Below are 15,528 nucleotides of genomic sequence, written 5' to 3'. Positions count from 1 at the left end.
ATAGCCTCATTTCCCCTCAGTGAGATAAATATGAAATGAGAACACTTTGTATCAGAGTTGTTTTTAGTGTCCTTTTCACCTTAATAAGTGGATATCACGGTACGTCTCAGATTATAGACTTCAGTAGAGAAAATTCCTACAAACAAATCTTTCGCCAGACCGACAATTTTGGTTTTTCTTACCTTGACACCCTTGAATTAGGCTATAAAAATGCACCGACAGATTCGCTCCGACTTACCATTTTAAATGATCTTGCTTACTATTGGCATACGCGCGATCTCCAAAAAGCGTATGAATTTACCCGAATGGGGTTAAAGGAAGCTAAGGCTAAAGAACTTAAAACTTGGGTAGGGAGATTCAGGGTGACCTATGGGGCAGTTCTTCTTCGCGACGAAAAATTAGACAGTGCCAGAATTGTCCTGGGACAGGCCATGGAGGTTCTCAATCAGAAAGAATATCCCTTTCTCTATACTCAGTTGGGATATGTCTATGAGAGGGAAGGTAATTTGTCCGCAGCAGCCGAATACGCCCTTAGATCCCTTCGTCTCGGTGAAAAATTCAACGACCTTCACGCTCAGGCCCAGGCTTACAGTGATCTGAGTAATTTGTTCTGGAAACAGGAAAAATACCAAAAAGGCCTTGAGCAAGGCCTGTTAGCCCTGAGTCTCTTCGAAGCATACGGCATGAACGATCTTGATTATGACTTTGCCCTTTACGTCGTTGGCAACCAATATCTCGCATTAAATGATCCCGAGAATGCTTTAAAATATTATTCACATGCCATTTCTATCGGAGAACGCTACGGCTTCTACAATAATTTAAGTGATATTTATATTTCTCTGGCCGACCTCCACGGAAGTTCGTTTCGTTACGCTGATGCAGAAACTGCAGCACTCAATGCCATTCAATACAGCGAGCGTTTGAACAATAATTTCATGTTGATGAGGTCATGGCTTTCTTTGGGGAAATTGCAAAATCTACAAGGAAAATTTCTCTCGGCAATTACAAGCCTGCAAACCAGCATTGATATCGCAACGGAAGATTTCGGAGATGCATTTTTTCTGAGTGAAGCCTACCAAAATCTAGGGAAAGCCTATGCAGGAAGCCACAATTACAAAGATGCATACCACGCTTTTGAAATGTATGATCAGTTGCAGAAAGAAGTTTTCACGGAGGAATCTGCCGAACGAATGTCACAGATTCAAACGGAATTAGAGGTGGCAGAAAAGGATAGTACCATTCAGTTGCAGGATACTCAAATCAAGAAACAGCGTATCATCCAAACACTGGGTATGATCGTCATCGTTTTACTATTTCTTTATCTCCTCCTGATCTTTAAATCGGTGCGAAGAAACAGGGAGAATAATAAATTGCTACAGTTGCAGAATGAGGAAAAAGAGTTCTTACTTAAAGAGATTCATCATCGGGTTAAAAATAACCTGGAAATAGTATCGAGTTTACTCATCCTGCAGTCTGAACAAATTAGTGACACAAATGTCAGGAGCGCTATGGTAAAGAGTCAACAGCGCGTTCATAGCATGAGTATGATTCATCAGAAGCTCTACCAGGGAAGTGACTTATCAAATATCGAAATGAAGGATTATTTTGAGAATTTGGGGAGTCATATCATTAATTCATACGGCATGGAAGATAGGATAAATCTCCGTTTTGCGATGAAACCAATCGCTGTGGATATAGATCAGGCTATCCCTATCGGACTTATTGTTAATGAATTGCTTTCCAACGCCTTAAAATACGCCTTTCCGGGCAATAGGAAAGGTGAAGTCACCATTTCCTTAGAGCAACACGAGTCGGTCTTACATTTAGAAGTTTCGGACAATGGGGTAGGCAAGATGGTATCGCAAGAACCCGAAGGCACGGGGTTTGGCACTCAACTCATTAAATTACTTACCACACAGCTCGATGGGGAAATGAAATTGGTTGTGGATAAAGGGACCTTGGTTTCATTTGATTTTCAACGTATAAAAGCTGCATAAAAATGAATAAAAAAACGCGTATATTAATTGTGGAGGACGATATGATAATCGCCGCTAATATCTCCCTCCAATTAACCAAAGCTGGCTATGAAGTCACCGGGATTGAATCCAGGGGAGAGGAAGCAGTCATCCATTCGCGTCTTAACCCACCTGATATCATCCTGATGGATATTAACCTCAAAGGTCGCTTAAACGGGATAGAATCCGTGAAGAGGATACAGGAGGTAATAGATATTCCTGTTATCTATATCACTGCCAACAACGACGAAGCCACTTTTGAAGAAGCCAAGCATACCCACCCATTTGCCTTTATTGCCAAACCGATTACCATGAGCAATGTGCTCAGGTCTCTTGCCCTGGCAGAAGAACAGTTCAAAACAAGGGAAGAGTCGGTTCCTGTAGAGGAGAATTATATCGCTCTGCTAAACGATAGGATATTTATCAGGCATCACGGTCAAATGGTAAAATTGCTACTCCAGGATATTCTCTATATAGAGGCCGATCGGAATTACTGTCATGTGATGACATCGAAAAAGGAGTATGTCCTCACTACCACCTTAAAAGAAATGCAAAACAAATTGCCTGAAGAGATCTTCGTCAGGGTGCATCGTTCATTTTTGGTGAATATTTCCAAATTAGACGTAGTGGCAGAGGCTCATGTTGAAATCAACCGAAAGGCCATTCCTTTAAGTAAGTCGAATCGCGAAGGCCTCCTAAAACATTTACAAACGATATAAGAATACCAGACTAATTTTCCTTTATTTCTTCCGCAGGGTCTTTTCCACTATTTTTCATAATGGATGCTATTTGTCTGCTTCCGGGTTCACTCTTTGATTGTAATTCCTTTATGATCCTGCTGTGGTCCTCCTCCCGTCCCTGGGACAGTTTAAAAGCCGCCTGGATCTCTTCTATCCGGATGCGAAATCCTACCACGCCTCTTACTTGTTTCAGGGTTGAAGAAGACATATTCTCAAGCGAAATGGGATTCTTTTCTTCCTTTTCGTACCGCTCCACCAGGGAGTGCAGCCAGTTCAGCACCTCTTCCGTAGTCATTACAGAGATACTTCCGTAAACATGTACAGCAATGTAATTCCAGGTAGGCACCTCTTCTTCTTTGTACCATGAAGACGAAATGTAAGAATGTGGGCCGTGAAAGATGCAGAGCACCTTCGGATTCTCTTCAAAGGCCTTCCACTGCGGATTGGCTTTTGCAATATGGCCTATTAAGATGTCATTTCCGTGTTCGTCCTTTCCCAGCTCCAGGGGAGTATGGGTGGCCCAGGGCTTACCATCTGACTGATTTACCAGGATGGCAAAGGAATGGGCTGTGATAAAGTCCCTGACTTCAGCTAAATTTTCATTTTTGTATTGAGGAGGAATATACATAGGCTGTAAACTAAAGTTAAAAATAGATAATTTACAGAAGTAATTGGGACCATCCTCACTACAATTGGGCAGCAAATTTTTACAATTCGGTCAACCATTATTTTAATACTCCAAACCTCTTAACATCTTTGTTCACTGAATTTAAAATTGCATGTGGACCAGCAGTGAAATTCTAAGATTCAATTGATGGTCTGTACTTTTTGCTACCTTTAATTTCAACAGTGATCATTCGCGAAAAGAAATTGAAACACCAATGAAAGAATTCAATACGATTTTAAAAGTATCCCTAATACTCACCCTGGTAATTGTTTTATTGAACCTCCTGGTGAATTACGGCGAGCCCGTTTTATTTATGGATGTGCTTGAAACTACCGGCATTTCTTTTATATACTCTTTTGTGCTTACTGCAGTTGGATCGTCATTTCACAACTACGCGAGCAGGAAATACAGCTGGGAAACACAGGCCACAAAACGGCTGTGGTTCGGGGCTATTGGTTCAGTTATACTTACAGTGATCGCTTTTGGCCTGGTACGTTGGTTTGTTAGGGTGATCATCTACGGCAATACCTTCGAATCCTTTGTGGAAAATGAAAATGTGATCAATTATATCGTCGCACTGGTCATCACCCTGGTTATTTCCTTATTTATCCACGCCTTTTATTTTTGGAAGGCTCTTCAGGATACTAAGATCAAAGAGCAGAAGATTATCGCAGGGACCGCATCAGCCAAATTTGATGCCCTGAAAAATCAGCTGGATCCACACTTTCTGTTTAATAGCCTCAATGTACTCACCAGCCTGATAGAAGAGGACCCTAAGCAAGCTCAGCGGTTTACCACAGCCCTCTCCAAGGTGTATCGATATGTTTTGGAACAAAAGAACAAGGATCTGGTATCCGTTAATGAGGAACTCGATTTTGCCAAAACGTATATCAAGCTATTGACGATGCGGTTTGAAGATGGGATTTCTTTAGAGATTCCCGAAACCTCAAGTATTCCGGATGCTAAAATAGTTCCGCTTTCATTGCAATTACTACTTGAAAATGCGGTAAAACACAATGTAGTGACCTCTTCCAAGCCATTGCGAATAAAAGTTTATGAGGAAGACGGAAAATTGGTCGTGGAGAACAATTTGCAAGAGAAGCCGGTGGTTAAAAGGAGCAGTGGCGTGGGGTTGAGAAATATTCAACAGCGCTATTCCATACTGTCAAATAAAAAAGTCAATATTATAAAAACGGCCTCGGAGTTCAGTGTACAGCTACCGATGCTCACTAAACAAATAGGAACTATGGAAACACAAAAAGCGTTTATTGAAGACAAACGTTATCAAAAGGCCAAAGAGCGCGTAGAGGAAATCAAGGGATTTTTTGGAAATTTACTCGCCTATTGCATTATAATTCCATTTTTAGCCTGGATTAATTACCGCAGTACAGATTTTCCCTGGGTCTTATTTCCGGCCCTTGGATGGGGCTTGGGCGTAATTGCACACGGGATGGAAGCCTATGGCTATAACCCGCTGTGGGGAAAGCGCTGGGAAGAGCGAAAGATCAAGGAATTCATGGAAAATGAGGAGCTGTAAGAACATTATAAATTCAGTAGCTTTAATTGAAAAAGACAATTCATCAATATAAATTAACAATTGGGTTAAATTGTTTTTTAAAACCAACCTGGAATTAAGAATTTTAAGCTATTCAAAAACCAATAAGCACTAATCATGGAAGATTTTAACAAAGAAAACAAGTACCTAAAGGCCAAGGAACGGGTAGACCGATTAAAGAAATTCTATTCCAATCTCACCTCATACGTTTTGGTTATATCTGCCCTTGCACTGATCAATTACGTCACCAATGAATGGCGATACATGTGGTTCTTGTGGGCCGCATTCGGATGGGGAATAGGCATTCTGTTTCATGCAATTGGCACTTTTGATCTCAATCCTTTCTTCGGCAGGGCCTGGGAGGAAAGAAAGATCAAGGAGCTGATGCGAGAAGAAGATGAGATAAAGAAATGGGAGTAATTAGTAAAGAAGTAAAAATGGAAAATCAGGAGTTTGAAAGTGAGAAGTTAAAAAAGGCAAAAGCCAAGGTTGAAGAGCTCAAGGGTTTTTACATCCATCTGGCTGTCTATATTGTTATCAATGCCTTTATAATGATCAATATTTTGATCCGGGCTTTGGGCGATGGTGACACCTTCTGGCAATTTGGTACATTTTTCACCCCTTTTTTCTGGGGCATAGGTCTTGCTTTTCACGCGGCCAAAGTTTTTAATTTCAACCCTATCCTTGGAAAGAATTGGGAAGAAAGGCAGATCCAAAAGTATATCGAGAAGGATAAACGAGACGCAGCTAAATTCAAATAAAGATGGCTAGTAAATCACTTGCGGCATACAAAAGAGCTGAAAAGAAGGTAAAAGATATCAAAGGCTTTTACCGCCACCTCACCATTTACCTGATTGTAAATGCAATTATTGTCATAGAAGGACTTGAGGGGATCAACTTTTTAGAGCTCAATACCTCCGATATAGATCCTTCATTCGTTGAATGGCTGGTCTGGAATGTTTTCAGCGTCCCTCTTCTTTGGGGAATAGTCCTTCTAATTCACGGACTTCAAGTATATTCTTTTCATATCCCAATACTAAAAAAATGGGAAGCGGAACAGATCAGGAAGATGATGGAAAAAGAAGAAACAAAAAATAACAAGCCCTTGATTTAACAGGGTGAACCCTGTATCGAGCTTAAACCAAGACCACCGAGAACATGAATGTGATTATTATTGAAGATGAGAAACCCTCCGCCAGAAGATTGGCCAGAATGTTGTCAGACCTGGGGTTGGAGGCAAGCACTACCTTGCATTCGGTTGAAGAATCATTGCAGTGGTTTCAGAATAATGAACATCCCGACTTAATTTTTCTCGATATTCAGCTGTCTGATGGTCTTTCCTTTGAAATTTTTGAGCTGCTTGAGATTAAAAGCGCCATTATTTTTACGACGGCATTTGATGAGTATGCACTCCAGGCCTTTAAACTAAATAGTATCGATTATCTCCTTAAGCCAATTGACGAAGATGAGCTCGAAAAAGCCGTCACCAAATTCAAGAAGCAGAATTCTGTCGCCAGCCCGAAGATGGCTGTCGACTTTGAAGACATAAAAAAATTACTGGTTAACCCGATCGATCGGGAGTACAAAAAGAGATTTACCGTTAGGGTAGGGCAGCACCTCAAAATTATACATGCTGATGATGTGGAATGTTTCTACAGTGAAAACAAGGGTACCTATGCAGCCACTACCGAAGGGAGATCTTATTTGCTAGACAATACCCTGGAGCAGTTAGAATCAGAATTGACTCCTAAAATATTCTTCAGGGTAAGCAGGAAGTACGTGATTAATATCAACCATATCAGAGACATAATTTCCTATACCAATTCCAGGCTTCAAATTAAGTTGAACAAGACTACTGACCAGGAAATCATCGTGAGTAGGGAACGTGTTAAGGATTTTAAGTTATGGTTAGAGTAAGACACTTTAAAATTGTGAAAAACAGATAGCTGATATTAGCTATAGATTTTTCTTATAGTTCGTTTTTTCAGTATTTTCTCCTTTTTTTGCTACTCGGTTTTCATCGAAGGAGGAGGGGAGTAAAGCCGGGATCAATTTGATGAAAATTGGTAGGAGAACGGCACCACCCGGCAAGAGAAAAATGGCCAGGGAAGGAACACTTTTAAAGACGTCCATAAGCTGGTCCTGAATTTTTTTCTTCTCATCCGGACTCAATTCTTTTACCGCTCCTTTGGAGATCAGGAAGACGAGTTCCTTGCTTTCTGAAAGTTCTTTTTGGAGACGTTTGCTATTTCTGAGGATGAGTTTATTCACCACCCTGGACATGCTGTCATAGAATTGTACGGCGACATTGGTATCCTTCAGAAAGGTAATATTTTTACTGTTATCTTTAAAAAAGGTAGTGATGTCTTCCAAAGATCCAGCGATCTGATCTTCGGTGAATCCCATGTCCTTTCCAATCCCATAAATGAATTGTGATTCTTTGTAATCCAAAGAATAATCTTCCCATACTGTTAGACAGGCCACGTCCAAAAAATATTGATTTTCCCAGGGAGAACAATTGTTAACCAGGATTTCCCGGTAGGAGCCGTCAAATTTCTCCTTGTCTTCGTCGATAAAGGTGAGTGAGGCCGCAAATAATTGTGACAACTTTTCATCTGCCTTGTTCTTCTCCTTGGCGTTCAGGGCGTGATAAGTAATATTAATAGCCAGGTATTCGAGCTTTTGGGCTTGCTGAACAATATCCTTTCCTTCTCTGAGAAAATATCTGAATGTGAGGATATCAATAAACAACAGCGAATTGGTGATGACACTATTAAAGGTTCTGCTAATCACATTGTCATCGAGGTAAACCCTGGAATCAATGAGTTTCTCCAGTTGAGCCGATGTTTTACTTCCTGTAAGGATCTTGTTTAAAAATGAAATCTGACTCACCTTGAGTTCCTTGTAAAACGCAAATACAGCTGCGAGAAAATCTTCGAATTTATGCTCCTGACGTTCCAGGGCAAAGGTAAAGTACAGAGCGGTTAGCAGGTTGATCTTCGCCATTTCGTCCTCCGAAGGGGCGTGTTCTATACTAATGAATGATGGACTCTTTACATTCATTCCATAGACAAAGCCATAGTCTTTTAAGCTGGTATAGAGCGTTGAGAAGTCAGAATAAATTCCCTCTTTATTTCTTACAACCTCACCAAATTTATTTATCCAGCCTGGGCCTGAAGGATTCATTACCTACTAATTTGAATCCAAAGTACGGTAAAAATGATCTTTCTAAAAGCATGAAGTATGCTTTCCGGCAAAGAATTCATTTTCTGTTAAGAAAAAATTAACATTTAGAACCAAACCCCGCCAATTCCTTTCCGTAGGTAGGGTAACAGTAAATCTAAAAACAATAAAATGAGTAAATCAAAATTAATTATGGGAATTTCAGTACTGGCCATTGCCGGTGCACTTCTGATCGCTGCGGATCACCTCGATGCTCCTTCTTCCGGAGGAACTACAGCTGATATTGCAGATTTCTTCGCATTTGAACCAACTTTAGGCTCAGACAACACCACTTTTGTAGTAGATCTGCAATCGAGTGTATTACCTGATCTGGCTTACGGTTCTTTTGATGAGGATGTTCTAACGGAAATCAACATCGATACCGATGGAGATTTGGTCGAAGACTATGTCATTCAGGCTTATCCACAAAACGGAACCATGTACTTCTTCGCGGGTGTACCTGTTCAAACTGGTTTAAACAGTCAGATTCTGGCGGATAGCCCACTAGGGGAAGTCGTCATTTCAGGATCAACTGCGATTGTAGCTGAAGGAATGAATGGTACAAAATTGTTTGCCGGGCCAAGGCAGGATCCTTTCTTTTTCGACTTCTTTCAATTCAATGCGGTGATCAACCCGGATGTAAATTCGGCCCCCATGGGATTCAAGACTGCAGCTGAAGCAGAGGACACATTTGACGGAGCCAATACCATGTCTATTGTGGTAGAGATTCCAAATAGTATGGTGGGAACTACCAGCACAACAAATGCTTTGGGGATTCCTGTGTACAAAACATGGGTAACTACCAACAGAAAACAGTAATAATTAATCAAAAAACACAAAAAGATGAATTTCAATAAATTTAAATATTCGATTTTAACCCTTCTGGCCGCTACAGTACTTATGGCCTGCAACAATGATGATATGCAGATGGAGGAAATGGCCGTGGCTACTTGTAACGACGGTATTATGAACGGAGATGAGGAAGGGACAGATTGTGGAGGTTCGGCCTGTGAACCTTGTGCAGACAGTACAGCTCCCGATTTTACGGGGACGTTTGCCCAGGCAGACCACATGGGAAGACCGGGAATCAATACTACCTTAAGTTTTGATATGGACGGTATGCCAAGTGTAAAGGACGCACATAATGTGACTATTCCCTCTGAAATGACTGCAACTTTTCAAGCAGGATTTCAAGCACGTCTTGAGCAATATCACGATGTATACGCAAACAAGCTCGGTTTGGATCCAATGGATGTAAACTATGAGAACAACATCCTGGGATTAGATGCCGCAACACTTACAACAGTGCTGGCAGCAGACGCTCTGGATGTAGCTCCGGATGCCCCTACCACGTACTTCGACCCCGGAACCGATGCTGATAACGATGGAAACATCCTTGTGCCGGACGGAGACGAAGTGGCCCTTACAGGAAGAGCACTTCAGGACGATGTTATTGATGTTTCTTTGATCCTCTTTTTTGGAGGGATGAATGGAGACCGCTTTAGCGGACAAGACCTGGACAATGACGGGATGGCCGATTTGCCGCGCCTTACATCAGATGGTGTTGCCCTAACTGCGACAATCAATTCAGATTTTCCATATGTAAGTGCGCCTGAATAAGGGTGAATAAGAATTCGCGATTGTGCACGGCAATCAGATGGGAAAATAATTGCTAATTACTGTGAAAGAGGGAGGTTTTGCCCTCCCTCTTTCCTTTTTTAATCCACTAGAAATAAAACAACATGAAACGATATATAACTCTGGGAATTTTGCTCATTCTAATAACTTCCTGTGAATTCGGGGAAAAAGGAAAAGTAATTGAGCCTGCAGATTACAACGCTTACCTGGAAACAGGACCTTCCAAAACATCTTCAAAATACTTCAGGCTCTGGAATTCAAAGATCAAACCTGATAGCCTTCAATTAACCAGTTTCGGAATCGTTGCCGGACAGTACAATTCGTACTTTCAGGCTACAGGAGAGATTGAATACCTGAAAAAGGCAGAATCTGCATTAGAGAAAGCGGTAGATATCGCTGCAATTGGTCAATCCGGCTATCTAAGAGCGCTGGCCAGAAACTATATTTCTCAGCATCGTTTTAAGGAAGCCTTACTTCTTGCCCTGCAAGCCAGGAAACTGGGGAGCGGTGTGCTTGAAACACAATACTTACTGTTCGACCTTTATATGGAACTCGGGGAATTTAACAAAGCCGAGCGTTATCTGGATAGTACCAGAAACATGTCTGCATTCGGGCATTTGATCCGACTTGCCAAATGGAATGATCACAAAGGAAAGCTAGACGTTACTATTCGATTGATGGAAAAAGCAACTGCAAAGGCAGAACAGGCAGCTAATCGCAATACAATGCTCTGGTCATATACGAATCTGGCGGATTACTACGGGCACGCCGGCCGTATTGACGATTCTTATCGACACTATCTGAAGGCCCTTTCACTAGACCCTAAAAACGCCTATGCAAAGAAGGGAATCGCCTGGATCGCCTATTCGTATGAAGGGAACACTGCAGAAGCAATGAGAATCCTGGACAGCATAAGTGAACACTACCATTCACCAGACCTTTATCTTCTTAAGGCGGAAATAGCAGAATATATGGGAGATAGCATAGAATATATGAAAAGCATGAATGCATTCTTTAAAATGAGTGAGAATCCCTCTTACGGTGATATGTACAATGCCTATATCATAGACACCTACTTGAACGGGACGCTACAATATGACAAGGCCTTAGCCCTTGCCTTACGTGATGCAAACAACCGGCCCACTCCTTCAGCATACGGATTATTGGCCTATAGCTACTTTAAAGCAGGAGAAAAGGAGCAAGCTTATCAGGTGGTACAGGAACATGTCATGGGTAAAACACAGGAGCCTCTTGTACTTTTACAGATAGCCGAAATACTTAAAGATCGGGGCGACCTCGCCCGAACGTCTGAAATAAAAAATTCTTTAAAAGAGGCGGCCTATGAACTTGGACCGGTAACGGCAATGCGAGTGGAGGCCCTCTGATAAAAAGTAAACCGAATTACATTATTCATGGCATTTCGTCGAAAATACGGGGATCATCATTGATTTCCCCTCCTATATTTAGGAAATTATAGACGAAATGCCTATTTTTATCGTTTAAGTTCATAGTTTAATGCCCCAAGTATTACATTTTTGAACGACAGTAAATTTGAAATTGAGTATTAACCGACCCCCGAATCACCTACGTTATGGAATACTTTCTTTTTGTCAGCTGGACCATCGCTATGCTCCTTGTCTTTGTTAAAATTTGGATGGCTAACCGATCTTTGCAAAACTTACTTCGCAAATAGGTCTATTTAAAATTCTAATTACATCTTGAATCTCCTTGTATGAGGAACTAATGCCATATTTTAGGCTACGCAAATACCATTGAACATCTATAGTGAATGACCTCAAATGTCAGAATTCTCAATGAATTCTACTTTGTAAAAACACAAAAAAAGGCTATCCCAACGGACAGCCTTTTTTTATTAACGCTCAAACGTTTATTTAATAATCCCGGTACAGCTGATGCGTGCTCCTGCAGCGCCACTGGGCTGGGAAGTGAAATCGTCAACTCCCTGATGGACAATGACGGCTTTGCCTGCAATGTTTTTAGTCTCGTCTTCACAACTTAGGCACCAAAGATCTGTAGAAAACTCCACGGTAGCATTTCCGTCGGCATCGGCGACAAAATTTCCAATATCACCTCTGTGGTAGCCCGTATCATTACCCCATTTTCCGTGTGGCTCTGATGTCGGATTCCAATGCCCTCCTGTAGAGGTTCCATCATCAGCAGAGCAATCGGCCTTTTCATGGATATGGATGGCATGCTCTCCCGGAGTCAGCCCCGAAAAAGTGGCCTCCATAGTCACCGAGCCATCTTCCTCCGTAAACTTTACTTCCCCTGCCACATTACTATCGCTTTTCGGTTCCATTTTAAAAGCAATGGCTTCCACCATTACTTCGTCTTTTACAGTTTCCATGGTCTCTTCCATTTCCTCAGCCGCTTCACCGGTTTTCTTTTTCGCTTCCTTGCAACTGTAGGTCAGTGCGACGATAAGACCAAGGACAGCTATTTTTGTAATTTTCATTTTATAGGATGTTAAGATTAGCTTTGAAAGTTACGCAATAATCAGGGTGATGTCAATTACATCTTTCAAGTTTTTAGTAGATCAGCAGGCTTGTTAATTCCTTTCTTCAGATTTTCACAAAGCAAAATGGACTTATCAATCCTGGTCTGAGAATTTTTAAAACGGAGGATCATATAGATAATACTTCGTTTCTTTCCATCCGTAAATCCTTCAAAGATTGCATTGGCGTCTTCATCACTTTGTAGTACTGCCTGCAGTTCTTCAGGCATTTCAACTCCGTAGGGGGTGAGATTCTCAGAAAGTTGGATATGAACCATATCACTTGGAAATACACCTAAGGCGTTCTGTAGTTTTTTATTAAAACAATGCAATGATCCTCCCCGTGCTTTTGTAGTGCTGCGTGGTATTGCTCTGTTTGTCCTTCAAATGAGACTTTAACCATTACGCGTTTGTGCCCTGCTTTTAAAAACGGATTCACATTCTTTTCGGGTAGAATCAATGAATGAGAACCCGAAAACAAGACCTCGAAGGCTTCAGATCGCAACATAACCAGGTGTTTTTAAGGATAGTATTCTTTATTTCGATTTTTTACGGAAATCCGGATTAAAGAATACAGCAATCTGGAGCCGATCGAAATTGATCTGATTAAAATGATTCTTCAGATATCCTATCTGTAAGTTGCTGTTTTCGGTAATGTTGATACCAAAAGCGAAGTACAAACGATTCTGTCCGAAAATATCATCCTGCAGGTTCAGAAATACTTCATCGTAGGCATTGACAAAGAAAGTGTCTGTCAGAGGCAGGGTGAGTTGTAACCGATATCTCGCCCTGTGCTGTGTATCTGTAAACGATCCGAAATCAATAAACCGTTGCTCCAGCCTGTAGCGGTGTTCAAATAAGAATTCCCCCACTTTATTCCTTAGGATAAATTGCTGGAAAATCCTGTTCTCCTTAAAATTTACCTCATTTACGATCTCTTCAAAAGTATTGTCTGTAGCGATATAAGCATAACCTAAGGTAGCGATGGCATCGGAGTTTATATGATAGTTAAGTCCGGTTCTGAGAAGAAGCTGATTAAAATTCCCCCCGGTATTGTAGTATCTGAATTGCGCTTCGGAATGTATGCTGAGTTTGTCCGAGATCCGGTTGGTGCCAAAATACATATACCAGGCCCCCCAGTCGTCCTCTCCGGTATCCTGAGCCGTAATGATTCCAAAGAATAAAATGGCAATTGGAAGAAAAATCTTTTTCATTCGGTCTCGGTTTGAAGTTCCATAGTACTGCCGTCCTGAATAGGCTCACCTTTATCTTCCTTAAGATATACGTCGAGAAATTCGAGTATTTTGCTGTAGGCTGTTATCTGATTTTCTTTCTTGACAAAACCATGACCCTCGTCCTCAAAAAGTACATATTCTACCGGGACCCCGTTTTTTCTGACACCGGCTACGATCTCATCCGATTCTACCTGTAGTACTCTCGGATCTTTCGATCCTTGTAGTACGATTAGGGGCTTAGTGACCTTATCGGTGTGAAAAAGAGGAGAGATCGCCCTTAGTCTCAACGAATCCTGGCTATTGGGATCGCCTAATTCTTTATAGAGCGCATCTTTAAAGGACTCCCACCATGGCGGGATACTCCTCAGGGTGCGAATCCAATTGGTAACTCCAAAGAGGTTAACTCCTACAGCAAATTCTTCCGGAGTATAAGTAAGTGCTGCCATAGTCATGTAACCTCCATATGAACCACCGAGGATCCCTATTTTCTCTGCATCAATTTCAGGTTGAGAAGCCAACCAGTTCTTCCCTTCCACACAGTCTTTAAGGTCTTTATCTCCATGGTTGAGGTCGTCCATTTGGTAAAAAGTCTTCCCGTACCCACTACTTCCTCTGTTATTTACGGCCAATACAGCGTAGCCATGATTAACGAGGTATTGGAGAAAGGAATTAAAATTCTGCCTGCTCTGCCCTCCGGGTCCACCGTGGACCCATACCAGTGCCGGAACTTTATTGTTTTCAGAAGCCTGATGTGGTTTGTAATAGATCGCTGGGATCTCAAGGCCATCGAAGGATTGATACCTTATCACCTCTGCCTGAACCAAATCCTGCGGTTGAATTTCATCATTCAAAACATCAGTGAGCTTCCACTGTTCTCCTGTTTGGATGTTGTACACATACAGATTGGAAGGTGTATGAGAGCCGCCGGCATAAAACCGCATCAGGCTGTCATCATCTGAAAAGGCCACACTGGTAATATCCATGTTTTCCAGATCCGGCAGGGACATCATTTCACCGGTTTCCACTTCTTCTACCTCAATCGTATTCTTGGCATCTTCGTTAATATAGGTCACCCGGTATTTCCCCGTTTCCGTAAAATATGAACCTGAAATATCCCAGTCGCGTTCCATAACCTTCTCCCTTGTCCCCTCCGCAATATTGTACTGCATCAAATAGGAAAATTCACCTCCGTCATCTGTTGTGTATAGAAATCTACTGCTGTCTGAAGTAAAATCCTGGGCACTATTTGCACTCTGGTTTTCATTTATTTTGGTGAGGGTTCCCGTTTCCATATTAAAAAGGAAAAGATCACTGTCGTTAGTATTGATGGATTTGCTCAGGGCGAGGTGTTTTTCATTATTCGAAATTGCTTCCAGATTATAGCCTTCATCATTCTGATATACAAGCTTTGGGATTAGCGTAGCAAGGTCCATTTTATACAAGTCGATGTAGCGATTATCCCGTTTGTTGGAACCAAAGAAAAATCCTTTATCATCCTTTGCCCAGCGATAAAACAGTGACCTGGCTCCCTCGTAAGGCGTGAGATCCATGTGTGAACCGTCCTCCTCCATTAAATAAATATGATAGATTTCATCCCCATTGTTATCCATTCGGAAGAGTTTTCTCTCATCCTCAGGAAAATAGGAAATAGAGAAAATGGAAGAACTGTCTGATTCAGTCACAGCTTGAAAAGGCCCACCCTCAACAGCTACTGTGTACATATTGTAGATTCCTGACCTGTTACTGGTTACCAGTAACTTTGACAGGTCTGGTGAGAAACTTCCACCCCCTACATTTTCATTGTCCATCATCTGTTCAATAGTGTAGGTTTTCAGATTTTCTGCGATGGAATCTGTCTCTTCTGTTTGCTTGCAATTCCATAAAATGACCAGGAATATCAGTAGTCCTATCTTTTTCATCATAAATAAGTTTTATCAGTTA

The 15,528-nt window shown here is 41.5% G+C and carries 17 protein-coding genes; 10 read left to right on the top strand and 7 right to left on the bottom strand.

The window, feature by feature from the left end; all coding sequences use genetic code 11:
* The first annotated feature begins 35 nt into the window (after positions 1 to 35).
* Together EQY75_RS08130 and EQY75_RS08125 are read left to right on the top strand one after the other, a co-directional pair.
* A complete protein-coding gene (locus EQY75_RS08130; RefSeq protein WP_129604748.1) occupies positions 36 to 1,997 on the top strand; it encodes a sensor histidine kinase in 1,962 nt (653 codons plus the stop codon).
* 2 nt (positions 1,998 to 1,999) lie between these two features.
* On the top strand, positions 2,000 to 2,734 hold the full coding sequence (locus EQY75_RS08125) for a LytR/AlgR family response regulator transcription factor (RefSeq protein WP_129604745.1): 735 nt from the start codon (positions 2,000 to 2,002) through the stop codon (positions 2,732 to 2,734).
* Positions 2,735 to 2,744: 10 nt separating this feature from the next.
* Here the strand turns inward: EQY75_RS08125 and EQY75_RS08120 are convergent, their stop codons facing one another.
* A complete protein-coding gene (locus EQY75_RS08120; protein WP_129604743.1) occupies positions 2,745 to 3,383 on the bottom strand; it encodes an FMN-binding negative transcriptional regulator in 639 nt (212 codons plus the stop codon).
* A 253-nt stretch (positions 3,384 to 3,636) separates the two neighbouring features.
* On the opposite strand from EQY75_RS08120, the gene EQY75_RS08115 reads away from it, so the two are divergent.
* The 5 genes from EQY75_RS08115 to EQY75_RS08095 all read left to right on the top strand — a co-directional run bounded on the left by EQY75_RS08115 (position 3,637) and on the right by EQY75_RS08095 (position 6,894).
* A complete protein-coding gene (locus tag EQY75_RS08115; protein WP_129604741.1) occupies positions 3,637 to 4,959 on the top strand; it encodes a 2TM domain-containing protein in 1,323 nt (440 codons plus the stop codon).
* Positions 4,960 to 5,094: 135 nt separating this feature from the next.
* Entirely contained in the window at positions 5,095 to 5,397 is a 303-nt protein-coding gene (locus EQY75_RS08110; protein ID WP_129604737.1) for a 2TM domain-containing protein, read from the top strand.
* Entirely contained in the window at positions 5,388 to 5,738 is a 351-nt protein-coding gene (locus EQY75_RS08105; RefSeq protein ID WP_246019832.1) for a 2TM domain-containing protein, read from the top strand. The genes EQY75_RS08110 and EQY75_RS08105 overlap by 10 nt, the downstream gene beginning before the upstream one ends.
* A gap of 2 nt (positions 5,739 to 5,740) precedes the next feature.
* Positions 5,741 to 6,091 (top strand): 2TM domain-containing protein, encoded by a 351-nt coding sequence (locus tag EQY75_RS08100; RefSeq protein ID WP_129604733.1) that lies wholly within the window; start codon positions 5,741 to 5,743, stop codon positions 6,089 to 6,091.
* Positions 6,092 to 6,135: 44 nt separating this feature from the next.
* Positions 6,136 to 6,894 carry a LytR/AlgR family response regulator transcription factor gene (locus tag EQY75_RS08095; RefSeq protein ID WP_129604730.1) on the top strand — a complete coding sequence of 253 codons (759 nt, stop codon included), beginning with the start codon at positions 6,136 to 6,138 and terminating at the stop codon, positions 6,892 to 6,894.
* A gap of 39 nt (positions 6,895 to 6,933) precedes the next feature.
* Here the strand turns inward: EQY75_RS08095 and EQY75_RS08090 are convergent, their stop codons facing one another.
* A complete protein-coding gene (locus tag EQY75_RS08090; RefSeq protein WP_129604727.1) occupies positions 6,934 to 8,163 on the bottom strand; it encodes an LETM1-related biofilm-associated protein in 1,230 nt (409 codons plus the stop codon).
* A gap of 168 nt (positions 8,164 to 8,331) precedes the next feature.
* Between EQY75_RS08090 and EQY75_RS08085 the strand changes: the two genes are divergently transcribed.
* The 3 genes from EQY75_RS08085 to EQY75_RS08075 all read left to right on the top strand — a co-directional run bounded on the left by EQY75_RS08085 (position 8,332) and on the right by EQY75_RS08075 (position 11,222).
* A complete protein-coding gene (locus EQY75_RS08085) occupies positions 8,332 to 9,018 on the top strand; it encodes a DUF4331 family protein (RefSeq protein ID WP_129604724.1) in 687 nt (228 codons plus the stop codon).
* Between the two features lie 24 nt (positions 9,019 to 9,042).
* Positions 9,043 to 9,819: a hypothetical protein gene (locus tag EQY75_RS08080; protein ID WP_129604721.1), complete on the top strand. Its 777-nt coding sequence runs from the start codon at positions 9,043 to 9,045 to the stop codon at positions 9,817 to 9,819.
* A 122-nt stretch (positions 9,820 to 9,941) separates the two neighbouring features.
* On the top strand, positions 9,942 to 11,222 hold the full coding sequence (locus EQY75_RS08075; RefSeq protein WP_129604718.1) for a tetratricopeptide repeat protein: 1,281 nt from the start codon (positions 9,942 to 9,944) through the stop codon (positions 11,220 to 11,222).
* A 503-nt stretch (positions 11,223 to 11,725) separates the two neighbouring features.
* Here the strand turns inward: EQY75_RS08075 and EQY75_RS08070 are convergent.
* The 5 genes from EQY75_RS08070 to EQY75_RS08050 form a co-directional block, all read right to left on the bottom strand.
* Complete coding sequence (locus EQY75_RS08070) at positions 11,726 to 12,313, bottom strand: superoxide dismutase family protein (RefSeq protein WP_129604715.1); 588 nt, start codon at positions 12,311 to 12,313, stop codon at positions 11,726 to 11,728.
* Between the two features lie 65 nt (positions 12,314 to 12,378).
* On the bottom strand, positions 12,379 to 12,630 hold the full coding sequence (locus tag EQY75_RS08065; RefSeq protein ID WP_129604712.1) for a YdeI/OmpD-associated family protein: 252 nt from the start codon (positions 12,628 to 12,630) through the stop codon (positions 12,379 to 12,381).
* Between the two features lie 17 nt (positions 12,631 to 12,647).
* The gene (locus tag EQY75_RS08060) at positions 12,648 to 12,860 is read right to left on the bottom strand and encodes a hypothetical protein (RefSeq protein ID WP_129604709.1); all 213 of its coding nucleotides are present in this window, start codon (positions 12,858 to 12,860) and stop codon (positions 12,648 to 12,650) included.
* 28 nt (positions 12,861 to 12,888) lie between these two features.
* The gene (locus EQY75_RS08055; RefSeq protein WP_129604706.1) at positions 12,889 to 13,566 is read right to left on the bottom strand and encodes a DUF2490 domain-containing protein; all 678 of its coding nucleotides are present in this window, start codon (positions 13,564 to 13,566) and stop codon (positions 12,889 to 12,891) included.
* Complete coding sequence (locus tag EQY75_RS08050) at positions 13,563 to 15,509, bottom strand: S9 family peptidase (RefSeq protein ID WP_246019830.1); 1,947 nt, start codon at positions 15,507 to 15,509, stop codon at positions 13,563 to 13,565. The genes EQY75_RS08055 and EQY75_RS08050 overlap by 4 nt, the downstream gene beginning before the upstream one ends.
* Positions 15,510 to 15,528: the final 19 nt, after the last annotated feature.

This window comes from Muriicola soli (assembly GCF_004139715.1).
Lineage (GTDB): Bacteria > Bacteroidota > Bacteroidia > Flavobacteriales > Flavobacteriaceae > Muriicola > Muriicola soli.
The sequence above is the reverse complement of the archived record's forward strand: the minus strand, read 5'-3'. Positions and strand labels throughout refer to the sequence as shown.

Coding starts and splice junctions, on each gene's coding strand:
- EQY75_RS08130 (WP_129604748.1), top strand. CDS start 36: ATGAGAACACTTTGTATCAGAGTTGTTTTTAGTGTCCTTTTCACCTTA.
- EQY75_RS08125 (WP_129604745.1), top strand. CDS start 2,000: ATGAATAAAAAAACGCGTATATTAATTGTGGAGGACGATATGATAATC.
- EQY75_RS08120 (WP_129604743.1), bottom strand. CDS start 3,383: ATGTATATTCCTCCTCAATACAAAAATGAAAATTTAGCTGAAGTCAGG.
- EQY75_RS08115 (WP_129604741.1), top strand. CDS start 3,637: ATGAAAGAATTCAATACGATTTTAAAAGTATCCCTAATACTCACCCTG.
- EQY75_RS08110 (WP_129604737.1), top strand. CDS start 5,095: ATGGAAGATTTTAACAAAGAAAACAAGTACCTAAAGGCCAAGGAACGG.
- EQY75_RS08105 (WP_246019832.1), top strand. CDS start 5,388: ATGGGAGTAATTAGTAAAGAAGTAAAAATGGAAAATCAGGAGTTTGAA.
- EQY75_RS08100 (WP_129604733.1), top strand. CDS start 5,741: ATGGCTAGTAAATCACTTGCGGCATACAAAAGAGCTGAAAAGAAGGTA.
- EQY75_RS08095 (WP_129604730.1), top strand. CDS start 6,136: ATGAATGTGATTATTATTGAAGATGAGAAACCCTCCGCCAGAAGATTG.
- EQY75_RS08090 (WP_129604727.1), bottom strand. CDS start 8,163: ATGAATCCTTCAGGCCCAGGCTGGATAAATAAATTTGGTGAGGTTGTA.
- EQY75_RS08085 (WP_129604724.1), top strand. CDS start 8,332: ATGAGTAAATCAAAATTAATTATGGGAATTTCAGTACTGGCCATTGCC.
- EQY75_RS08080 (WP_129604721.1), top strand. CDS start 9,043: ATGAATTTCAATAAATTTAAATATTCGATTTTAACCCTTCTGGCCGCT.
- EQY75_RS08075 (WP_129604718.1), top strand. CDS start 9,942: ATGAAACGATATATAACTCTGGGAATTTTGCTCATTCTAATAACTTCC.
- EQY75_RS08070 (WP_129604715.1), bottom strand. CDS start 12,313: ATGAAAATTACAAAAATAGCTGTCCTTGGTCTTATCGTCGCACTGACC.
- EQY75_RS08065 (WP_129604712.1), bottom strand. CDS start 12,630: ATGGTTCATATCCAACTTTCTGAGAATCTCACCCCCTACGGAGTTGAA.
- EQY75_RS08060 (WP_129604709.1), bottom strand. CDS start 12,860: ATGTTGCGATCTGAAGCCTTCGAGGTCTTGTTTTCGGGTTCTCATTCA.
- EQY75_RS08055 (WP_129604706.1), bottom strand. CDS start 13,566: ATGAAAAAGATTTTTCTTCCAATTGCCATTTTATTCTTTGGAATCATT.
- EQY75_RS08050 (WP_246019830.1), bottom strand. CDS start 15,509: ATGATGAAAAAGATAGGACTACTGATATTCCTGGTCATTTTATGGAAT.